General features: G+C 41.8%; 21 protein-coding genes. 4 read left to right on the top strand and 17 right to left on the bottom strand.

The features are described 5' to 3' along the window. Window positions 1-12: 12 nt before the first annotated feature. From rplI to LCD32_RS18475, 3 genes are read right to left on the bottom strand one after another with little or no spacing between them, the layout of a single operon-like run. Entirely contained in the window at window positions 13-462 is a 450-nt protein-coding gene (gene rplI / locus LCD32_RS18465) for a 50S ribosomal protein L9 (protein ID WP_007497423.1), read from the bottom strand. Next, window positions 459-2438: a DHH family phosphoesterase gene (locus LCD32_RS18470; protein WP_017359884.1), complete on the bottom strand. Its 1980-nt coding sequence runs from the start codon at window positions 2436-2438 to the stop codon at window positions 459-461. The genes rplI and LCD32_RS18470 overlap by 4 nt, the downstream gene beginning before the upstream one ends. Window positions 2439-2458: 20 nt before the next feature. Next, window positions 2459-3406: a YybS family protein gene (locus tag LCD32_RS18475; RefSeq protein ID WP_035704094.1), complete on the bottom strand. Its 948-nt coding sequence runs from the start codon at window positions 3404-3406 to the stop codon at window positions 2459-2461. A gap of 303 nt (window positions 3407-3709) precedes the next feature. On the opposite strand from LCD32_RS18475, the gene LCD32_RS18480 reads away from it, so the two are divergent. Further along, the gene (locus LCD32_RS18480) at window positions 3710-4639 is read left to right on the top strand and encodes a manganese-dependent inorganic pyrophosphatase (RefSeq protein WP_008347534.1); all 930 of its coding nucleotides are present in this window, start codon (window positions 3710-3712) and stop codon (window positions 4637-4639) included. Between the two features lie 44 nt (window positions 4640-4683). Here LCD32_RS18480 and LCD32_RS18485 read toward each other — a convergent pair whose 3' ends face one another. The 3 genes from LCD32_RS18485 to LCD32_RS18495 form a co-directional block, all read right to left on the bottom strand. Continuing rightward, window positions 4684-5541, bottom strand: a complete 858-nt coding sequence (locus LCD32_RS18485) for a DUF3298 and DUF4163 domain-containing protein (protein ID WP_017359882.1) — start codon at window positions 5539-5541, stop codon at window positions 4684-4686. After that, window positions 5542-6036, bottom strand: a complete 495-nt coding sequence (locus LCD32_RS18490) for an RNA polymerase sigma factor (protein ID WP_007497431.1) — start codon at window positions 6034-6036, stop codon at window positions 5542-5544. Window positions 6037-6185: 149 nt separating this feature from the next. Beyond that, a complete protein-coding gene (locus tag LCD32_RS18495; protein ID WP_224564502.1) occupies window positions 6186-6842 on the bottom strand; it encodes a hypothetical protein in 657 nt (218 codons plus the stop codon). Window positions 6843-7038: 196 nt separating this feature from the next. Here LCD32_RS18495 and katX point away from each other — a divergent pair, with 196 nt between their 5' ends. Beyond that, on the top strand, window positions 7039-8538 hold the full coding sequence (katX, locus tag LCD32_RS18500) for a catalase KatX (RefSeq protein WP_235629406.1): 1500 nt from the start codon (window positions 7039-7041) through the stop codon (window positions 8536-8538). Window positions 8539-8586: 48 nt separating this feature from the next. Here the strand turns inward: katX and wrbA are convergent, their stop codons facing one another. The 10 genes from wrbA to LCD32_RS18550 form a co-directional block, all read right to left on the bottom strand. Then, complete coding sequence (wrbA, locus tag LCD32_RS18505; protein WP_205630560.1) at window positions 8587-9201, bottom strand: NAD(P)H:quinone oxidoreductase; 615 nt, start codon at window positions 9199-9201, stop codon at window positions 8587-8589. A 68-nt stretch (window positions 9202-9269) separates the two neighbouring features. Beyond that, window positions 9270-9881: an alpha/beta hydrolase gene (locus LCD32_RS18510; protein ID WP_058214363.1), complete on the bottom strand. Its 612-nt coding sequence runs from the start codon at window positions 9879-9881 to the stop codon at window positions 9270-9272. Further along, a complete protein-coding gene (locus LCD32_RS18515) occupies window positions 9878-10849 on the bottom strand; it encodes a ring-cleaving dioxygenase (protein WP_007497450.1) in 972 nt (323 codons plus the stop codon). The genes LCD32_RS18510 and LCD32_RS18515 overlap by 4 nt, the downstream gene beginning before the upstream one ends. Window positions 10850-11038: 189 nt before the next feature. Next, the gene (locus LCD32_RS18520) at window positions 11039-12556 is read right to left on the bottom strand and encodes an ABC transporter permease/substrate-binding protein (RefSeq protein ID WP_060781609.1); all 1518 of its coding nucleotides are present in this window, start codon (window positions 12554-12556) and stop codon (window positions 11039-11041) included. After that, window positions 12549-13514 carry an ABC transporter ATP-binding protein gene (locus LCD32_RS18525; protein WP_060781610.1) on the bottom strand — a complete coding sequence of 322 codons (966 nt, stop codon included), beginning with the start codon at window positions 13512-13514 and terminating at the stop codon, window positions 12549-12551. The genes LCD32_RS18520 and LCD32_RS18525 overlap by 8 nt, the downstream gene beginning before the upstream one ends. A 199-nt stretch (window positions 13515-13713) precedes the next feature. Then, window positions 13714-13953 carry a 30S ribosomal protein S18 gene (gene rpsR, locus LCD32_RS18530; protein WP_008347556.1) on the bottom strand — a complete coding sequence of 80 codons (240 nt, stop codon included), beginning with the start codon at window positions 13951-13953 and terminating at the stop codon, window positions 13714-13716. A 41-nt stretch (window positions 13954-13994) separates the two neighbouring features. After that, window positions 13995-14537: a single-stranded DNA-binding protein SsbA gene (gene ssbA, locus LCD32_RS18535; RefSeq protein ID WP_007497456.1), complete on the bottom strand. Its 543-nt coding sequence runs from the start codon at window positions 14535-14537 to the stop codon at window positions 13995-13997. Between the two features lie 36 nt (window positions 14538-14573). Then, window positions 14574-14861 (bottom strand): 30S ribosomal protein S6, encoded by a 288-nt coding sequence (gene rpsF / locus LCD32_RS18540; RefSeq protein ID WP_008347557.1) that lies wholly within the window; start codon window positions 14859-14861, stop codon window positions 14574-14576. Between the two features lie 108 nt (window positions 14862-14969). Next, window positions 14970-16070, bottom strand: a complete 1101-nt coding sequence (gene ychF / locus LCD32_RS18545) for a redox-regulated ATPase YchF (protein WP_007497458.1) — start codon at window positions 16068-16070, stop codon at window positions 14970-14972. Window positions 16071-16285: 215 nt separating this feature from the next. Next, the gene (locus LCD32_RS18550) at window positions 16286-16492 is read right to left on the bottom strand and encodes a DUF951 domain-containing protein (protein WP_008347561.1); all 207 of its coding nucleotides are present in this window, start codon (window positions 16490-16492) and stop codon (window positions 16286-16288) included. A 294-nt stretch (window positions 16493-16786) separates the two neighbouring features. On the opposite strand from LCD32_RS18550, the gene LCD32_RS18555 reads away from it, so the two are divergent. Both LCD32_RS18555 and LCD32_RS18560 read left to right on the top strand, forming a co-directional pair. Then, window positions 16787-18106 carry a phage hydrolase gene (locus LCD32_RS18555; protein WP_046526895.1) on the top strand — a complete coding sequence of 440 codons (1320 nt, stop codon included), beginning with the start codon at window positions 16787-16789 and terminating at the stop codon, window positions 18104-18106. 15 nt (window positions 18107-18121) lie between these two features. Continuing rightward, window positions 18122-18532 (top strand): hypothetical protein, encoded by a 411-nt coding sequence (locus LCD32_RS18560; RefSeq protein WP_007497462.1) that lies wholly within the window; start codon window positions 18122-18124, stop codon window positions 18530-18532. A 25-nt stretch (window positions 18533-18557) separates the two neighbouring features. Here the strand turns inward: LCD32_RS18560 and LCD32_RS18565 are convergent, their stop codons facing one another. Then, on the bottom strand, window positions 18558-19613 hold the full coding sequence (locus LCD32_RS18565; RefSeq protein ID WP_080589171.1) for a hypothetical protein: 1056 nt from the start codon (window positions 19611-19613) through the stop codon (window positions 18558-18560). Window positions 19614-19633: the final 20 nt, after the last annotated feature.

The raw sequence follows: 19633 nt of genomic DNA on the forward strand, positions 1-19633 counted from the left end.
GTTCTTTTCTGTTTATGCTTGTTCTGTGACGTGCACTTTTAATGTTGCTTGTACTTCTGGGTGAAGCTTCACCGGTACATTTGTGTATCCTAGCGCACGGATGGCATCATTCAACTCGATTTTACGCTTATCGAGTTTGATTTGATGTTCTTTTTGCAATTTATCAGCGATCTGTTTGCTTGTAATCGAACCAAATAGACGACCGCCTTCACCTGATTTAGCAGTGAGTTCCACTGTCAGCGCCTCAAGTGTTTCTTTTAATTGTTTCGCTTGCTCAAGCTCTTGGATGGCATTCTTTTTCTCTTTGTTTTTCTGCCCTTCCAATGCACTTAGGTTCGTTGGAGTTGCTTCAACAGCTAACCCTTGTTTGATGAGAAAGTTGTGAGCGTATCCGTCAGCTACATTTTTGACTTCGCCTTTTTTTCCTTTGCCTTTTACGTCTTTTAGAAAGATGACTTTCATCTTTGAACCCCTCCTTCGAAATATTCGTCTATGGCAGCTTTTAACTTCTCTACCGCTTCTTCAATGGTTATACCATAAATCTGGGTCGCAGCGTTAGTCAAATGACCGCCGCCATCTAATGCTTCCATAATGATTTGAACGTTGATATCACCTAACGATCTTGCACTAATACAGACCGTATCGTCATCTCGCCTTGCGACAGCAAACGATGCTTCAACCTCACTCATCGACAAGAGAGAATCAGCCGTCTGTGCAATCGTAATTTGATCATAATACTCAGATCTGTCAGACGGCAAGGAAGCAATCGCTACCTGATTTTGATACAGCTCTGTATGCTGAATGAGCTTTGCCCGTTTGATGTAATGATCGACTGTCTCTTTCAAAAACTTTTGCACAAGGACAGGATCTGCCCCTTTTGCACGAAGGTAGGATGCTGCATCGAACGTTCTTGACCCCGTTCTGAGGGAGAAACTCTTCGTATCCACGATAATCCCAGCAAGAAGTGCTGTGGCCTCAATCATGTTAATCCGCAATTTCTTCGGCTGATACTCTAACAGCTCTGTCACCAGTTCTGCTGTAGATGAAGCATACGGCTCCATATAGACAAGTAAAGGATCACGGATAAATTCCTCACCACGTCTATGGTGGTCAATGACAACGACGTTTTCGATCTTATTTAGCAGTCGTTCTTCCATCACAAGCGACGGTTTATGTGTATCTACGACCACAAGCAATGTGTCATCCTTTGCAAGCTCCATCGCTTCCTCAGGCGTGATAAAACGGGACCAAAGTTCTTCATAATTCTTAATTTCACTAATTAAGCGTTGAACGCTATCCCCAATCTGGTTGGCATCAATGACGATGTAACCTTCTTTTCCATTCGCCTGAGCAACCTTTAAAATCCCGATCGAGGCACCAATAGAGTCCATGTCGGGGAACTTATGCCCCATGATCATGACATTACCGCTTTCAGATACAATTTCTTTTAAAGCATGTGAAATGACCCGTGCGCGTACTCGTGTCCGTTTTTCCATTGGATTGGTTTTTCCACCGTAGAATTTCACTTTCCCATTCGGCTGTTTAATCGCTACCTGATCCCCGCCTCGTCCGAGGGCAAGGTCAAGACTCGACTGCGCAAGTGCGCCAAGTTCTTTTAAAGAAGGAACAGACGCACCGATTCCAATACTAAGGGTAAGTGTGGCGCTATGTGCCCCTGTTTTCTCACGAACCTCGTCTAAAATGGAAAACTTCGACGCTTCAAGCTCTGCTAAGATGCTCTCGTTTAATACCGCCATAAATCGTTCAGATGAAATTCTTTTTAAGAAAATGCCGTATTCTTGTGCCCAATTGTTTAACAGCGATGTGACTTCACTATTTATCGCGCTGCGCACCTGATCATCGAGACCTTGTGTGACATCATCATAATTGTCTAAAAAGATATAAGATAACACCGTTCGTTCATTTTCATACTGTCTTTCAATCTGCACTTGTTCCGTGACATCAAAGAAATATAAAAGGCGCTCTGACCGTTTAATAATGACTTTGAATTTCCGGTCATTCAGCGTCACATTTTCTGTCTCAACCTCTTGTTTAATAAGAGGCACAATGGATTCAAATGTATCATACAAGGATCTGCCGACAAGTGTGCTTTCATGGAAGCACGAAGCGAGAAATGGATTGGTCCATTCGATATAATACTGGTCATTAAACAGCATAATACCAATTGGCATCTCCATTAATGCTTCTTCTCCAACCTTTTTGACTCGATAGGATAATGTTGAAATATATGAATCAATCTCTTTTTGCACCTGCGTATCTGCCCACTTTAAAAAGTAGAGCACACCCGCAAGGACTAAAAGACCAACCGCTCCTATGATCCAATTAAAATAAAGGTTGAGGAGGACTGTGATCACCGCAAGAACAATTAACGCGAAGATCGGATACTTGATGACAGGTTTTCGATAGAAGCTTGGCACTGATATCAACTCCTCAACATTCAGAGTGAATTATTTGTTTTTACTTTTTCTCTTAAATCAAAGCCTATGTCAGCAATCCCTATAATACGCACAATCACACCGATTGGCGGAAAGAGAATCGTCAATACGACGGCAAAAATGGGTACCACTTTTGAGATGTTTTTTTCGTGGCAATAATAGAAGATAAAAGAAAAGCCCTGAATAAGCACCAGTATAAATAAAATTTGAAAAGCACTCGTTTGCACGAGCGATAAAAAGCTGCCTTTCTCCGGCTGAATCAGCATCAAAAGCAGTGTGAGTAAATAATACCATACCATGCTTTTTGGCAGTCGCATATCCTTAAATTTCTTAAGAGCTGGCATGTCTGGAACAAACCGTTTGATCAACGGCCGCACAAACCAATGATTGACGAAAGACATCAGCGTGACAAAAATCAAAAGCGCTACAGGTAAAGAATTTAATGCCGTATCCTGCAATTCTCTAAACTGCTTGAGTTGTTTTGCTATGTCCTGATCAGAAGCGCCAGATTGTTTTAAGGTACTCTCTACCATCGGCATGATTTGGTCAATTGATTCCTTTGCAACACCCAGTATATCTACTTGAAACAGCTGGACACTGACAACAAAGTAAATGAGAAAACTGAATAAGTAGATCAGCGCACCCGTAATAATCGCCTGACCTGGCTGCCTCCTGCTGTAGAAAACACCCATACCTACTCCAACAGCAATCAGCATTGGCGCACTTAACAGCCCATTAATAGACCCAATTAAAAAGCTGATCACTATGCCAATAGCGCCAGCCGCAATTCCTTTTTTCAAGCCATGCCTGATTGTATAGAGAATGATCGGAATCGGAGCAGCCATGAAGAAAATAATGGCTAAAAGTGGCACATACAAATAAAACAGCGTCATTACCGCAAAAATACTGATCATGATAGCGCCTTCTACTAACGCTTTTGTTTGTTTCACACCTTCACCTCAATCCAATCATTTTTCTATATCTTGCTCAATGTGTACTTCTATGTATACGTACGATGTACGCTCCGTCATATCTTGACCCAACCTTTATTTTACCATAGCCGTAAATCTCAAGTAAAATGCAGGCTATCTCAAGAACGTTTCACGTGGAACAACTTAGATCGTCTTGTACATGCAACTTTTCAGACAGCATGTTACAATTTTTTAGATTATTCTTAGCTATAAACCCTGAATTCAAGGTCAAAAGCTGTTAGAATAGAAACATCATCAATAAAAGTAAGAAGGAGAATTCACATGGGAAAAACACTCGTATTCGGACACAAAAACCCTGACACAGACACGATTTGCTCTGCTATCGCTTACGCTGATCTGAAAAACAAAATTGGCGTTCAAGCAGAAGCTGTCAGACTTGGAGAAATCAATGGAGAAACACAATACGCATTAGATTTCTTTAAACAAGAAGCACCTCGTTTCATTGAAACGGCTGCAAACGAAACAAAACAAGTCATTCTTGTCGATCATAACGAATTCCAACAAAGTGTAAGCGATATTGATCAAGTACAAGTGACAGAGGTCATTGACCATCACCGTATTGCCAACTTTGAAACAAGTGAACCTCTTTACTATCGTGCTGAGCCAGTTGGCTGCACAGCAACGATCTTAAACAAAATGTACAAAGAGCACCAAGTCACAATTGAAAAAGAAATCGCTGGTTTGCTTTTGTCTGCGATCATTTCTGATTCCTTGCTATTCAAATCCCCAACATGCACACAGCAGGATGTTGATGCTGCGCATGAGCTGGCAAAAATCGCAGGAGTAGACCCTGAAGTATATGGTTTAGATATGCTGAAAGCAGGAGCTGACCTAAGCCAAAAAACAGTTCAAGAATTAATCACACTGGATGCAAAAGAATTTGCACTAGGTAACAGCAAAGTCGAAATTGCACAAGTTAATACAGTTGATATTGCTGAAGTAACAGCAAGACAAGCTGACATCGAAGCAAAAATCAATGAAGTTATCGCAGCGAAAGGTCTTGATCTATTTGTTTTAGTGATCACAGACATTCTAGAAAATGACTCTCTTGCGCTTGCACTTGGTGCTGAAGCAGCAAAAGTAGAAAAAGCATTTAATGTCACACTTGAAAACAACACTGCTTTACTAAAAGGTGTTGTATCAAGAAAGAAACAAGTCGTGCCTGCACTAACAGACGCACTTTCTTCATAAACTCAAAAAGACTGCTGACATCTTCAGCAGTCTTTTTTCTTCTTTTAGTGAATGTACATATCGCTGACAAGAATATCCTTTAGCACGCTTGTTGGAATCGTGAATTCAACTACACCCATGTAACCAGGCGCCACATCATATTCGTTGAAGGAAATCACCAGTTTGCCTTTTGAATTGATATAGAAGCTTTGATCTGGCTGAATCTTCTTAAACGGATCAACCGTATCTTGCTTCGTCATCCAGTAAATCTTATTTGAATCCTCTTTCATCTGTTTCTTCATTTGTTCTTTAATATTTTCACTAATCACATCAATATAACGGTCATCTTTAAATAGACTTGGTAATGTAATGAGTACATGGTTTTTCTTATCCACCGTATCATATGTCATTTCCTCTGCCGCAGAAGCCTGAGTCGTCACCTTGTATCGACCTAGTGAAAGAATTTGATCATTATTTGTTCTTACTTCATATCCGCTCTCTACACTCAAATGACCATTTTTATAACCCTTTGTTTCCTTTTCAAAATCTTGATACAGCTTTTTGTTTTCAGCTAAATATTTTTGATTCAGGCTGTCTTGTAATGTTCCGTCCCCAAGCCCTGAAACGTGTGGTGTTTTGAGATCAATATTTGTTCCTTGATCGCTCTTTTTAAATTCTGTGAACGTCACGACTTTCACAAGCTCTCCAATGACGGGTACTTCTGAAATCGCTCTTGCTGCCTGCGGACTGACATTTACAGTGGTGACAAATAAAGCAGCCGCAGCAACAAGTCCGATCGTCCATTTCTGAAAATGAGGTTTCTTGTTTTTTCGTTTTAATGTCCGTTCAACCATAGCATCGTATTCCGGGGGAATAGGGATTTCTAAATATTCCTCTTTTAACTGTTCCAAATGCTTATCCATTTATATTTCCTCCTGCGATAATTCTACTTTTAAAAGCCGCAACGCCTTATATAATCTTGTTTTAATGGTGTTTTCATTTTCTCCAAGAATATGAGCAATGTCCTCTAGCTTTAAATCCTCAAAGAATCTTAATATAATGATGACCCGATACATCTCCGGCAAATCTTCTATCGCCCGTCTGACATCTTGATCCTCATAGACATCCGATTCACCCTGTGATAAAAATTCCAGCGTGTCATCGTCTGTCACTTGCACACGCTTCTTCTTTCGTAAAAAGTCGAGGGCAGCGTTTACGACGATTTTATAAAACCAGCTATGCATCTTGGTCGCATCCTCTAATCGGTGAACAGATTTGAGTGCTTTATGAATCGCCTCTTGAACGACATCCATCGCATCTTCTGGGTTTTTGACATAGCTATAGGACAATCGATAAAAACTGTGTTTATGCTCCATTACGTAATCCGCAAATTGATCATCAATCTTTCGTTTCTTCATTTTACAAAGAGCTCCTTTATCTTAAATGCGCATCTGTTATTTCTTACATTGGATAGACGCGCACCTGTTAAAAATAGTTTGCGCTCCATTATTTTTTTAACATGTCATCCCATTTACGTTTCTATACAAAAAGAGCGAACCTGACGGGTTCACTCTTTTAAAGCCGTTATTTTTTGATAAACAAATGGTTTGAGTGGTGATAGCGGATGAATGATGGACACTCCTGTTTCCTGCTCCACCTGCTTTGCAGCGTGAACCATCGAGAGCTGCATCACACAAATATCTCCATGCTGCTGCTTCACAGATTGCCTTAACTGTTCCATGATTCGCTCATGATAGGCTTGTATATCACCGTTCAAGCAAAGATGAAAGACATCCTCTAGCACAACCACTTCTGCCTTCAACTGCTTTCCCCGCTCTTTTACATATGAAGACAGTCGCTTCATCGTTCCTTCTACTGTATCTGGGTTTGAAAACACCAGCTGAAGCGGACCCTCTCGCTCACAAATCTGCTCAAATAACGGCTCATCTATCGGAACAATTGGTTGTTTGAACAGGTGCTGCTCCCCTAGTGCCGCAATGTATTGTGTACACGTTAATAAAACAAGATCAGCCTCTGCTTCTTGCATGAGTCTGTTGATCGCATAGGTTTGCTGCTGCTCAAGATCAAATGCGGGATCTTGTTTGGCTCGTTCCATAAATGATGAATCGACGATGTGATGCAGATCAAATCCTGTGTCATAGAAAGCGTCGTCAATGTAAGAAATATTAGATGGATGTGCGTGAAGGCAGTGTAATCGAATCATTAGGTCCGCTCCTCATAAAAGTTTTCACTCATTATATCAATCCTTGTATGAAATAGGGAGCAACATGACCATATTGTTAAGGAGATATTGAAGGAGGGATTCTACCTTGAAAGAAGATCAACAGCCTACATCATCTTCAGAGTCAGAAGAAACCTTGACGAATCGCCAAGGTCACCCGGTAACAGATAATCAAAACATGAGAACCGTTGGGAATAGAGGACCGACTACGCTTGAAAACTACGATTTCCTAGAGAAAATCAGTCATTTTGATCGTGAACGCATCCCTGAACGTGTCGTTCACGCACGAGGTACCGGCGCACACGGATACTTTGAAGCCTACGGTACATTCGGTGACGAACACATTTCCACTTATACAAGAGCCAAATTATTTCAAGAGAAAGGAAAAAAGACCCCTGTCTTCGTTCGATTCTCTTCTGTTATTCACGGCGGACATTCACCAGAAACTTTACGCGATCCGCGGGGATTTGCGATCAAATTTTATACAGAAGACGGCAACTGGGATCTCGTTGGGAACAACCTCAAAATTTTCTTTATTCGAGATGCTTTGAAATTCCCTGATTTGGTTCATGCCTTTAAGCCTGACCCTGTCACCAATCGTCAGGATGGTGAGCGCATTTTTGATTTCGTTTCACAATCACCTGAAGCAACACATATGGTGACATTTCTCTTCTCGCCATGGGGCATTCCTGCCACATACCGGCACATGCAAGGCTCTGGCGTCCATGCCTATAAATGGGTGAATCATGAAGGAAAAGCAGTACTGGTCAAATATCACTTTGAACCGAAGCAAGGGATTCGCAACCTGACACAAGAACAAGCCCAAGCCATTCAAGGGGAAAACTTTAATCATGCCACACAGGATTTATATGAAGCCATTGAACAAGGGGATCATCCTGAATGGGAAGTATACGCGCAAATCATGGAAGATGACACCCACCCCCATCTAGACTTTGATCCACTCGATCCGACAAAGCTCTGGTACAAGGATGACTATCCATGGAAACCAATCGGACGAATGGTGCTAAACAAAAATCCAGAAAATTATTTTGCAGAAGTGGAACAGGTTGCCTTTGGGACGGGGGTTCTTGTAGACGGATTAGATTTCTCAGATGATAAATTGCTGCAAGGACGTACCTTCTCATACTCTGATACGCAGCGATATCGTGTCGGGCCAAATTATTTACAGCTGCCGATCAATGCCCCGAAAAAGCATGTTGCCACCAATCAGCGAGATGGGCAAATGGAATATCATGTGGATCAAGGAAAAGGACAAAACCCCCATGTGAATTATGAACCGTCCATTCTCGGGGGATTAAAAGAAGCGCAGCAAGATGGAAAGGATCATACGCCTTTTGTAGAGGGTGAAGTCAAACGAGAAGCCATTGACCGCCCGAACAATTTCGGACAAGCGGGAGAAACCTATCGCCGCTTCAATGATTGGGAACGTGAGGAACTGATTAAAAACTTAGTCAACACCTTAGCTACCTGCCAAAAAGACATCCAAGACCAAATGATCGAAAACTTTACAAAAGCTGATCCTGACTACGGAAAACGTGTGGCCGATGGCTTAAAAGCCTTCAAACAAGAGGAGCCAAGCGGACCAATTGGATCAACAGGCGCGGCACAGGCTGTCAATGATGCGATCAACAACAGCACCCCTTCAGATCCTTATTAATGAAAAAAGAATGCAGCGGAGTGGCTGCATTCTTTTTGTATACATCTATTAAGCGTTTTGACCTTTTTTGATCCATTCTGCTACATTCACTGTACGTTTCGCCTGATGTTTTGCGGCTGCTTCTGCATCCTCTTGGATCTTTCCATTTTGGTCAACAGTCACACTCACACCGTAAGGGTTACCCCCTGCGCCGTATAGGGAATCATCCGTGTATCCAGGAGCGGCAATAATGGCTCCCCAGTGGAACATCGTTGTATACAGGCTCAGAACTGTCTGCTCCTGTCCGCCATTTGGGTTTTGTGCAGATGTCATCGCACTCACTGCTTTGTTTGCTAGTTTCCCTTGGAACCATAAACCGCCTGTTGTGTCTAAGAATTGTTTCATTTGAGCCGGTAAGTTACCGAAACGTGTCGGCATGCTGAAAATAATGGCATCCGCCCACTCTAAGTCACTTAACTGAACCTCAGGGACATCTTTTGTTTCATCTAAATGTGCTTTCCATGCTGGATTTGATGCAACAACTGCTTCTGGTGCCAATTCAGGAACTCTTAAAATTTTGACTTCAGCACCAGCTTCTTTCGCTCCAGCCTCAGCCCATTTTGCCATCTGATAGTTTGTACCTGTTGAACTATAATAAATAATCGCTAGTTTTACGTTTTCCATTTGTTCCATCTCCTTTTGTTTGGTTTGCCCAAATAGCTTCTGTAAAAATCCCACCTGTATTCCCCACCTTATTTAAATTGACGACGATACCACAATGCCGCAGCATCGACTTCTTCTCTCGTTAGCTGATGTCCACGATTTTCCCAATGAAGCGTTACGGATGCTCCCGCCTCCTGAAGCAGTTGCTCCAGTTCCTGAGATTCCTCAGGACGGCACATTGGGTCATTTTCACCAGCTGCTATAAAGACTTGTTTCCCCGCTAATGAAGGTAATGAAACCCCTCGTCTTGGGACCATTGGATGATGCAGGATCGCTCCTTTCAACGCATCTCCGTAATGGAATAACAGACTTCCAGCAATGTTCGCCCCGTTTGAATAGCCGATGGCTACCACATTGTGACGATCAAATCCATACTTATCTGCTGCTTCCCCGATAAATGTATATAATTCCTCTGTACGCTCAATTAAATCTTGCTCATCAAAAACACCCTCTGCCAAACGCCTGAAAAAACGCGGCATGCCGTTTTCTGATACATTTCCTCTCACACTAAGAACAGATGCTTCAGGGTCTACCACTTCTGCAAGCGGCAATAAGTCATGCTCTGTCCCGCCAGTTCCATGCAGCATGAGAAGGACAGGCTTTTGTTCATTCTTTCCTTTTTGAAAAAGATGCTTCATCATGAATCCCCTTTCCCTTTGATTTCTCTTACCTCAATCGGCAGCACGATTTGTTCAATTTGACTACGCTGCGCCTCATATTGCGGTGGTAGTTTCAACGCTTCACCCATCGTTTCCACAGATTCATCGTGTGCAAACCCTGGAGGATCGGTCGCAATCTCAAATAATATGCCGCCAAGCTCTCTAAAATAAATCGCATTGAAATAATTTCGATCTTGCACAGGCGTCACTTGATATCCGCTTTGCGCAACATGTCTTTGCCAATCTAATTGATCCTGATCATCTGTTGCTCTCCACGCAATATGATGTACAACTCCCACGCCCATACGTCCTCGTGCAACAGGTGTCTTGTTCACATCAATGACATTGCCGATTTCTCCAAACGAACGGAATCTCACATAATCTCCTTCTGTGCCGACTTTTTCAAGTCCCATCGTTTGCTCTAGCAGCTGCATCGTTTGCTCAGGCTGTGAAGTTAATAAAACAGCTCCGCCAAACCCTTTAATCGCTACTTCTGGTGTCACCCCATTAAATGTCCAGTCATTCTGTTTTCCTTCTTCACGCTCTACAAGTTCTATCAATAAACCGTGCGGATCTTCAAATGAGAGAAAGGCCTCACCAAAGCGTTCAATCATTTCATAAGAAACGTCAAACTGCTCAAGGCGTTCCTTCCAAAAAGAGAAGGCACCGGTCGGTACGACATATGTTGTCACACCTACTTGACCTGCTCCAATTTGTCCCTTTTGTGCACCTGGCCAAGGGAAAAACGTAATAATGGTACCTGGAGAACCTCCTTCATTTCCAAAATATAAATGGTATGTGCCTGGATCATCAAAATTGACGGTCTTTTTCACGAGACGCAGACCTAAAACACCTGCATAAAAATCAACGTTCTCCTGAGGATGACCAACAATTGCTGTGATATGGTGAATTCCTTCTGTTTTCTTCACTTCTAATGACCTCCTCTTCATGACGTAACATGTCTCTACTCATTATGTCTTGACTGACGCTTTTATATTATCTCGAATTCGAGATATATGACCAAAAAATATATTTATCTCGAATTAAGAATATTCTTTTTTGAAATAGATGTCAATGATTTTTGTTTTTTTCTTTTCAAAAGCAGGCCGCTTTGTTATAGCAGACCTGCTTTCCCTTGATTATTGAAGCAATTTTTTCTTTTTTAAATAGACTTCGGCTACTTGAAATGCATCTTTCCCCTTCACATTGACTTCGTAATTCATTTCTCTCATCTCATCATCTGTGATTTGACCAGCGAGCTTGTTGAGAGAGGCCTCAATCTCAGGATACTCTTTTAATGTCTCCTGTCTTAGCAAGGGCGCTCCTTGATAGGGCGGGAAAACATGCTTGTCATCATCAAGCACCTTCAACTTGTATTGTCTCAATTCACTGTCTGTCGAATACGCATCGACCAACTGAATATTCCCTTTTTGAATGGCTCGATATCGAAGTTTCGGTTCCATCGTGACCACATCGCCAAAAGAAAACTGATAAGCTTTTTGAATGCCTAAATATCCATCCTGACGATCAGAAAACTCTAAAGTAAAGCCAGCACGTATACGATTCTTGATTTGACCCAGATCTGAAATCTTTGATAAATCATATTGATCCGCTAGTGATTGAGGCACGGCTAAAGCATATGTATTGTTATAAGCCATCGGCTGAAGAAGCTGAAGCTGAAAGGATGACGCCAAACCTTGACGCGCTTGCTCATACACTTTTTCCTTATCCGTGCTTTTCGCTGTTTCTTTCAGAAATTCAGAAATCGCTGTCCCTGTAAATTCAGGATAGATGTCAATATCACCAGATCGCAGTGCTTGAAAAACAAAGGACGTCTTACCAAGACCAGGCTTAAGATTGACTTGGATATCTGTATCCTGCTCAATTAAAAGCTTATACATGGAGATCAAAATTTCAGGCTCTGACCCCAGCTTCCCTCCAATGGTGATCTCTTTCTTTTCTTGTTGAAACAGCAATGGGGCAGCGACAACTGCTCCTGCTATTACAGCAAAGACCGTCACAGAGATCACGGTTTTTTTAAAGGAGATTTTCTCAAGTGTCCGCAAAACCACATCAAATAAGAGCGCAAGTAATGCAGCTGGAATAGCACCAATGATGATCAACGACATATCATTCCGATCAATTCCAAGCAGAATCAGACTCCCTAATCCGCCTGCCCCAATAAGAGCTGCAAGAGTGGCTGTCCCTACAATAAGAACCATCCCTGTTCGGATACCTGCCATGATCACAGGCATAGCAAGAGGGAGTTCTACTTTTAATAAGCGTTTGCGGTGATTCATCCCCATAGCGAGCGCCGCTTCTCGGAGCGACGGATCGACCTCACGAATGCCTGTATATGTGTTTCTTAAAATAGGAAGCAGAGCATAGACGACAAGAGCGATAATTGCGGGCACTTGACCAATCCCAACGAGAGGAATCAGAAGTCCAAGCAGCGCCAAAGACGGAATTGTCTGCAAGACAGCCGTCACCCCAATGATCCACTCTGCTATCTTAGGGACTCTCGTTAAATAAATCCCTAATGGAATGGCAATCAAAATCGCTAGAAATAACGCAATGAAGGAAATTTGAATATGCTCAAGTAAGGCGTGTCCGAGCTGATCTTTTCGAGCCCATAGCACACTAGTCCATTCATTCATGTGTCTCGCCCCTCTCAGCAGAAGTACCGGCTAAATACTGAATCACCGCTTGACGAGTGATGAGCCCGATCCGTTCTCCATCCTTCTCAACAACAAGCTCTTCATGCTCTGCCAGTCGAGATAGAACCTCTTCTAGCGACGCATGGATGGAGACCACCTCATCGCCTAACAGATCTTCTTGAGGCATGGGCTGATAAATAGTTGTCAGCTCAAATGCTTGATGGTCTACATGACGGGCAGCTCCTGAAACAAACTCCCGCACAAATGGATTAACTGGATGCTGTATCAATTCCTCTGGGCGTCCAACCTGCACCACTTTTCCTTCATTCATCACACATATCCGATCTCCAAGCTTCATGGCTTCCTGCATATCATGTGTCACAAAAACGATGGTCTTTTGAATACGGCGCTGTAACTCAAGCAGATCATCTTGTAATTTCTCTCTCGTCAGTGGATCTAACGCACTAAAAGGTTCATCCATTAGGACAATCTCAGGATCAGCAGCAAGTGCCCGTGCTACGCCGACTCGCTGCTGCTGTCCTCCTGAAAGCTCTGCTGGCTTTCGATGTCGATAGGTAGAAGGCTCAAGCCCCACCATGAACATCAACTCATCAACACGCTGATTCGTCTCAGTCCGCTTCCATTGTTTCAGCTCTGGCACTACAGCAATATTCTCTTCTATGGTCATATGAGGGAACAACGCTATTTGCTGAAGCACATAACCAATATCCCAGCGCAGCTCATAAATATCATAATCGCTGATGGTTCGACCCTTTATGTAAATCTCACCTTCTGTAGAAGAGATGAGACGATTGATCATTTTCAAAGTCGTCGTTTTCCCGCTCCCACTAGGTCCAATCAATACAAAAAATTCACCTTTCTGAATCTCCAAATCAACAGATTGAACGGCATAGCGGTCATCAGAAAACCGCATCGATACATTCTTAAATTCAATCATCTTCCCACGCCCTGACTGCAAGTATATTTTAAAATACCAATATGACAGATTAACCTAGTATTTGTATAGAACAAACTGTCACGTTGACTCTCTTTTTACATACTTCCCCTAGTTAGACTGCCAGAAACGACTTTCTCATAAAAGTGAGACAAATAAAAAAAGCGAAGAGCTCAAGGCCCTTCGCTTTTAAGTCAACGACTTACTCACCAGTAACGTATGGAAGTAATGCCATTTGACGTGATTTTTTAATCGCTAATGTCAATTTACGTTGATACTTAGCGCTAGTTCCTGTTACACGACGAGGTAAAATTTTACCACGCTCAGAAACAAACTTTCTAAGAAGATCAACATCTTTGTAATCGATGTGCGTGATTCCGTTAGAAGTAAAGAAACATACTTTACGACGTTTCGCACGACCGCCTCTGCGTCCACCTGCCATTTGTTTTCACACCTTTCCTTTGGTCATTTTTTTCAGATCAATTAGAATGGCAAATCATCATCGGAGATGTCAATCGGTTTACCATCATTCGCAAATGGGTCATCATTGAAGCTATTTCCCTGATTACGATTTTGGTTGTTTTGATTGCCATATGGATTTTGACTTGGTTCATTTCCAAATGGATTCTGATCATTTTGGCTGCCGCCATAATACTGGCCTCCGCTATTACCACCGCCGCTGTATCCACCTGAACCAGCACCGCCGCTTTTAGGCTCAAGAAATTGAACACTTTCAGCTTGAACTTCTGTCACGAAGACACGCTGTCCTTGCTGGTTTTCATAGTTTCTTGTCTGCAAGCGACCGTCTACACCGGCAAGACTTCCTTTTTTCAAGAAATTAGCCACGTTCTCGGCTTGTCTTCTCCAAGTAACACAGTTAATGAAATCGGCTTCACGCTCTCCAGATTGATTCGTAAACGTACGATTCACAGCTAGAGTAAACGTGGCTACAGCCGCACCATTAGGCGTGTAGCGAAGCTCAGGGTCTTTTGTTAGTCTTCCGACCAATACAACACGGTTTAGCATATTGAAAGACCACCTTTAAATATATATTTCAATGATTTATTCTTCTTCTTTAACAACAATGTGGCGAATGATATCGTCACTGATCTTAGCTAAGCGGTCAAATTCTTGAACTGCTGCAGCGTCAGATTGAACGTTTACGATTTGGTAGAAGCCTTCACGGAAATCGTTGATTTCGTATGCAAGACGACGTTTACCCCAATCCTTTGTTCCAGTGATCTCCGCACCGTTAGAAGTTAACACGTTATTAAAACGGTCGATAACTGCTTTTTTAGCCTCATCGTCAACTGTTGGGCGGATGATGTACATAACTTCGTACTTTCTCATCTGATTGCACCTCCTTTTGGTCTAAGCGGCCCTATACGGGCAAGGAGCAATAAATTATATTACTCACAATTGTATATTATAACAAATTACTTTGCCTATGACAAGAACCTATACGTTAAAACGGAAATGAATGACGTCTCCATCTTTCACTATATATTCTTTACCTTCTAAACGAACTTTTCCTGCTTCTTTTGCAGCAGACATACTTCCACCAGCTAGTAAATCTTCATAAGCAACCGTTTCAGCACGAATAAATCCACGCTCGAAGTCCGTATGAATGATTCCAGCACATTCCGGCGCCTTCATTCCTTTTTTAAATGTCCAAGCGCGCACTTCTTGCTCACCTGCTGTGAAATACGTAGCTAAACCTAGAAGTGAATAAGACGCTTTAATCAGCTGATCTAGACCTGATTCTTTAATGCCAAGCTCTTCAAGGAACATTTGCTTTTCTTCTCCTTCAAGCTCTGCAATTTCAGACTCAATCTTCGCACAAACGACGATGACTTCAGCGTTTTCGCCAGATGCAAACTCACGAATTTGCTGTACATATTCGTTTCCGTCCTGATCTGCTACTTCGTCCTCACTCACATTTGCTACATACAGAATAGGTTTTGACGTGAGTAAATGAAGCTGCTTCACAAGCTTCTGCTGCTCATCTGTAAATTCAACCGATCTTGCAGATTTTCCAGCTTCAAATGCGTCCTTCAGCTTTTCCAAAATATCAAATTCAGCTACCGCTTCCTTATCTTTTTGTTTCGCAAGCTTACTCACACGAGTTAAACGCTTTTCAACCGTTTCTAGATCAGCCAAAATCAATTCTAAATTAATCGTTTCAATATCTGACACTGGGTCAACCTTACCTGACACATGTGTAATGTTATCATCAGCAAAAGCTCTCACCACGTGACAGATCGCATCTACTTGACGAATGTGAGAAAGGAATTTATTTCCTAAACCTTCTCCTTTAGATGCACCTTTCACAATACCAGCAATATCAGTGAATTCGAAAGCAGTCGGAACTGTCTTTTTTGGCTGCACTAATTCTGTCAGTTTTTGCAAACGCTCGTCTGGAACTTCTACAATTCCGACGTTTGGATCAATGGTACAGAACGGATAGTTAGCAGACTCCGCTCCAGCCTGTGTAATTGCATTAAATAGCGTTGACTTCCCGACGTTAGGTAAGCCAACAATACCAGCTGTTAAAGCCATTCTTTCATCTCCTCTATATGAAACGTGCTCGTTATACTGCGTAATATGAACCTAGAGCAATTATAAGTAGGTTTACATGAAAAGACAAGCTAACCATCATGCATTTTCAATAGAAGAAACATTACCAAAAAGACTAAATCGGAGCTTTAAAATGAGAAATTGCATCTGTTTCTCTGAACAAAAGACAAATTTCATCAAAAAAGCATGAGGCCTACTTAAGCAGTTGGCTCCTCATGCTTGACGAGAATTTTCTTCATTTTTCGTTCAAAATCTCTTCTTGGGATCATCACGCTGTGCCCACACCCTTCGCATTTAATACGAATATCCATGCCCAAACGAATGACTTTCCACCGATTGGCGCCACATGGATGGGGTTTTTTCATTTCAACGACGTCATGTAACCCAAATGCTTTGTCTGCCATCAGCATTCACCTCTCTTGCTCACTTCATTAAATCTATTGTACAAAAAAACGACGATAGAGAGCAATGCACAAAATAAAGAGCCGCTGTCATGTATCAATCCCGTTCTTTTTTATAGAAAAAACCCTTCTTTTAGATCATTTTATTTGTGACCAATAGTTACTTAAACTCCGCTTTTTTTCAATATTGTCACAAACACTGTAGGTCAAAAGGTTTTTATTGGTAGAACGCTGTGGTTTTTCCATATTTTTTGATTTATGATATCTGCATAAATGTTATGTGAGGGAGCAGGTACGATGGTCAATCGAAAGGATAGATTAACCGACAAAGATTATAAAATCATATCCGATCACGCTGGAAACGCAGAGAATTACCAGCAGAACCATACGATAGAAGTAGGTCAGCATACGCTCACTGTCAACGATTTTCTAAAAATAGATCATCAATTATATGGTTTAACGATGCAGCAGGAACAGTCAGATGAGTTCATTGTCGCGTTTCACTGTCCTCTGCCAAAACAAATGACGGTTACATCGACACAAGATGTTCAAACGGCTACCCAATCATTGTTAAAAACGGATTATGCCTACCCCATTGAAAGAAAATCCTTAGCCGGAAAACAAGATCATGTCTTTTTTAAAGGGAAGGAATACATCGAGGACGTCTGTCAGAAGCACCCGAATGCAACCATCTATCTCACTGGACAAGCGCTTGCCGGTGCTGTTTGTGCTTACATTGCGACAGAACAGCCAGCTGTCAAAAAAGCCATCACATTCGATAGCCCAAATATATGGAGCAGCCTGGCACCTTCCATTCAGCAAAAAGCAGTAGAAGGAAAATATACCCATGTTCTCACGGAATATATTCAACCCAATCATTATGTAGGTTTACTCAATCGCCATGATCATGGAGTTGGACAAGTCAAGTACACCGTACCGCCCCGGGAGCAGGGATCGGTCCAAGAATCCATAAAATATAAACCAAGAGAAATTGACACCTTTTTAAGATCAGCTTTTGCATCAATGAATATAGAGTGGAACGAATCGTTTGATACAAATGCATTTTTAGCTCTCGTTTCAGGAGAATTTAAAGTAAATGGGTATTCATTCCATTCGAATGGAACCGCTCGTATTTTAGATGAACAGCTTGATCACAATACAAGTTTTACAGCGATGCTTTTACAAGACATCCATTCAGGCCGTGCATATGCACAAAGCGGGCTTGAAATTATCATAAAATCCCATTTACTAAAAAATTCATCATATGATCTACAAAGTATTATTGAACATGAAGTACACACTGTATTTGAGAAAATAGATGGAATTGATGATAGTGTAAAAGATGCCGTCCATCATGTAAAACAAGAACTGAAAGGACTTGTCGGCTTCGGTCACTATGATTTATTAACCCATAGCGATGTAGAAGCACTGTTAGAGGAAGTAAGGATGGAGCAGCCGCAATCATCCTTTTATTCTCATGAAAAACAACTGAATGCCTTGTACACCTTGAGAGACTACGAACAAGAACTTTCCACCCTTTCAAGACATATGTACACAATGGGTGATGACTATGCCAAGGCAGATAGACGCCTTGCGATGCAAATGGGTATTCGTTAAGAAAGGAGTCGCCATATGATCAATCAAAATAAACCTCCTAGTGACGCCCAGCGTTTCTTGCAAAATGTGAGTGCCCGCCGCTCCATGTCTGTATTCGAAAGTCAATCTGCACCACAAACACAATCGCAATCACCTGAAGAAATTGCCGCTATTCAGGCCATGCGCAGAGAAGGACAACGAAAAGATTTAAAGCGATTGCTGAAAATGCGGCTTCACGATGAATTGGCAAACACACGCATGCACTTGGAGTACCAATTGTCCAAAACAGAAGACATGATGAACCAGACAACCATTGTCAAACAGCATGTATCCCAGCATTTAAAGGGACAAGCCATCTCAGAAATAGAGGAACGCATGCAGCGTCTCCAGCACATGCCTGTATATGACGATATCAAGGAAGCGATTGATTCCATTCGGATAAAATAAGCACTTCTCTTTGAAAGAGAGGTGTTTATTTTATTTTATCAGTATAATTTTTAGAACGGAAAAATATCTTTTTACTTAAAATCGGATACAGCATTAAACAGACAAGCAAATAAAGATTGAGCAAGCTGTAAATCGGATACAAGAAAGCAATCAAATCAGCAAATCCAAGAGAGGTTAAAGGTGCCATCAAAAGAAGCATGATGAATACAATGAACCAGCGGGGCATTCGTACAAAAGAGAGCATGCGGCTGGATAAACCAAATAATCCCGCAGCGGTTGTTGTATAAATCGCTAAACAAAGAACAATGGTCATAAACACAAACAATGATGTTGGTGCCCCCTCTAATACTGTAAACAAAGGAATCCCCTCTGCTGAAAGACTCCCAGAAATATCAACTAGTATTTCGTTATACACATAAGAAATGACACCAAAAATCAAGCCGCTTAATATACTCGCAACCTTGGCCTCTCCAAGCCCCTTCATTTCTTTCCCCACTGAAGAAAGCACCGCCACAACAGATAATATATTCAAAGAAGCAAAGACGATACTGGCAGGCCAATTGTATTGCTGGCCAAAATCAATTCTCCATATATGATCATGATTCATATAATAAAAAACAAACGCATAGATGAGCCCCACCACCAAAATTGGTATAATGAAAGCATTCACAGATAAGAGACCTTTCACATCCCAGAAAAAAATCATAAATGAAAATAAACAAAATGCACCGATTCCAACCCAAAATGGCACATGATACATCTCAAGTGTCACCCCGCCACCGGCAATCATGACTGTTGTTGTCGTGAATAGATAAAGAACAATTAAAATATCATACACCTTGGCCAGCCAAGGACCTACAAGACGCTCTAACACCGGCACAAAATGATCGGCACGCACCTCATAACTGATTTTTAACACCACATAGGTCGACAGCATAAACATGAGCGTAAACAGTAGAATGGCTAGTCCGCTATCAAGGCCAAAAAACTGCCATATTTCTTGACCGGAGGCATATCCCGCTCCTATCAAGCTTCCTAAAATTAAAAGCGTCCACCTTGAACCAGCCTTCCACACAATCATCACCTCATAGGTATAGAATT

Source organism: Bacillus sp. RSS_NA_20 (assembly GCF_020165915.1).
Taxonomy (GTDB): domain Bacteria; phylum Bacillota; class Bacilli; order Bacillales; family Bacillaceae; genus Bacillus; species Bacillus altitudinis.

Bases quoted from the DNA above. Each gene is read 5' to 3' on its own strand.
- LCD32_RS18555 (WP_046526895.1), top strand. From the start codon at position 16,787: ATGGTCAATCGAAAGGATAGATTAACCGACAAAGATTATAAAATCATA.
- LCD32_RS18560 (WP_007497462.1), top strand. From the start codon at position 18,122: ATGATCAATCAAAATAAACCTCCTAGTGACGCCCAGCGTTTCTTGCAA.
- LCD32_RS18485 (WP_017359882.1), bottom strand. From the start codon at position 5,541: ATGGATAAGCATTTGGAACAGTTAAAAGAGGAATATTTAGAAATCCCT.
- LCD32_RS18550 (WP_008347561.1), bottom strand. From the start codon at position 16,492: ATGGCAGACAAAGCATTTGGGTTACATGACGTCGTTGAAATGAAAAAA.
- LCD32_RS18490 (WP_007497431.1), bottom strand. From the start codon at position 6,036: ATGAAGAAACGAAAGATTGATGATCAATTTGCGGATTACGTAATGGAG.
- ssbA (WP_007497456.1), bottom strand. From the start codon at position 14,537: ATGCTAAACCGTGTTGTATTGGTCGGAAGACTAACAAAAGACCCTGAG.
- ychF (WP_007497458.1), bottom strand. From the start codon at position 16,070: ATGGCTTTAACAGCTGGTATTGTTGGCTTACCTAACGTCGGGAAGTCA.
- LCD32_RS18565 (WP_080589171.1), bottom strand. From the start codon at position 19,613: ATGATTGTGTGGAAGGCTGGTTCAAGGTGGACGCTTTTAATTTTAGGA.
- rpsF (WP_008347557.1), bottom strand. From the start codon at position 14,861: ATGAGAAAGTACGAAGTTATGTACATCATCCGCCCAACAGTTGACGAT.
- LCD32_RS18525 (WP_060781610.1), bottom strand. From the start codon at position 13,514: ATGATTGAATTTAAGAATGTATCGATGCGGTTTTCTGATGACCGCTAT.
- LCD32_RS18495 (WP_224564502.1), bottom strand. From the start codon at position 6,842: ATGATTCGATTACACTGCCTTCACGCACATCCATCTAATATTTCTTAC.
- LCD32_RS18520 (WP_060781609.1), bottom strand. From the start codon at position 12,556: ATGAATGAATGGACTAGTGTGCTATGGGCTCGAAAAGATCAGCTCGGA.
- LCD32_RS18510 (WP_058214363.1), bottom strand. From the start codon at position 9,881: ATGATGAAGCATCTTTTTCAAAAAGGAAAGAATGAACAAAAGCCTGTC.
- rplI (WP_007497423.1), bottom strand. From the start codon at position 462: ATGAAAGTCATCTTTCTAAAAGACGTAAAAGGCAAAGGAAAAAAAGGC.
- LCD32_RS18480 (WP_008347534.1), top strand. From the start codon at position 3,710: ATGGGAAAAACACTCGTATTCGGACACAAAAACCCTGACACAGACACG.
- wrbA (WP_205630560.1), bottom strand. From the start codon at position 9,201: ATGGAAAACGTAAAACTAGCGATTATTTATTATAGTTCAACAGGTACA.
- katX (WP_235629406.1), top strand. From the start codon at position 7,039: ATGAGAACCGTTGGGAATAGAGGACCGACTACGCTTGAAAACTACGAT.
- LCD32_RS18515 (WP_007497450.1), bottom strand. From the start codon at position 10,849: ATGAAGAGGAGGTCATTAGAAGTGAAGAAAACAGAAGGAATTCACCAT.
- rpsR (WP_008347556.1), bottom strand. From the start codon at position 13,953: ATGGCAGGTGGACGCAGAGGCGGTCGTGCGAAACGTCGTAAAGTATGT.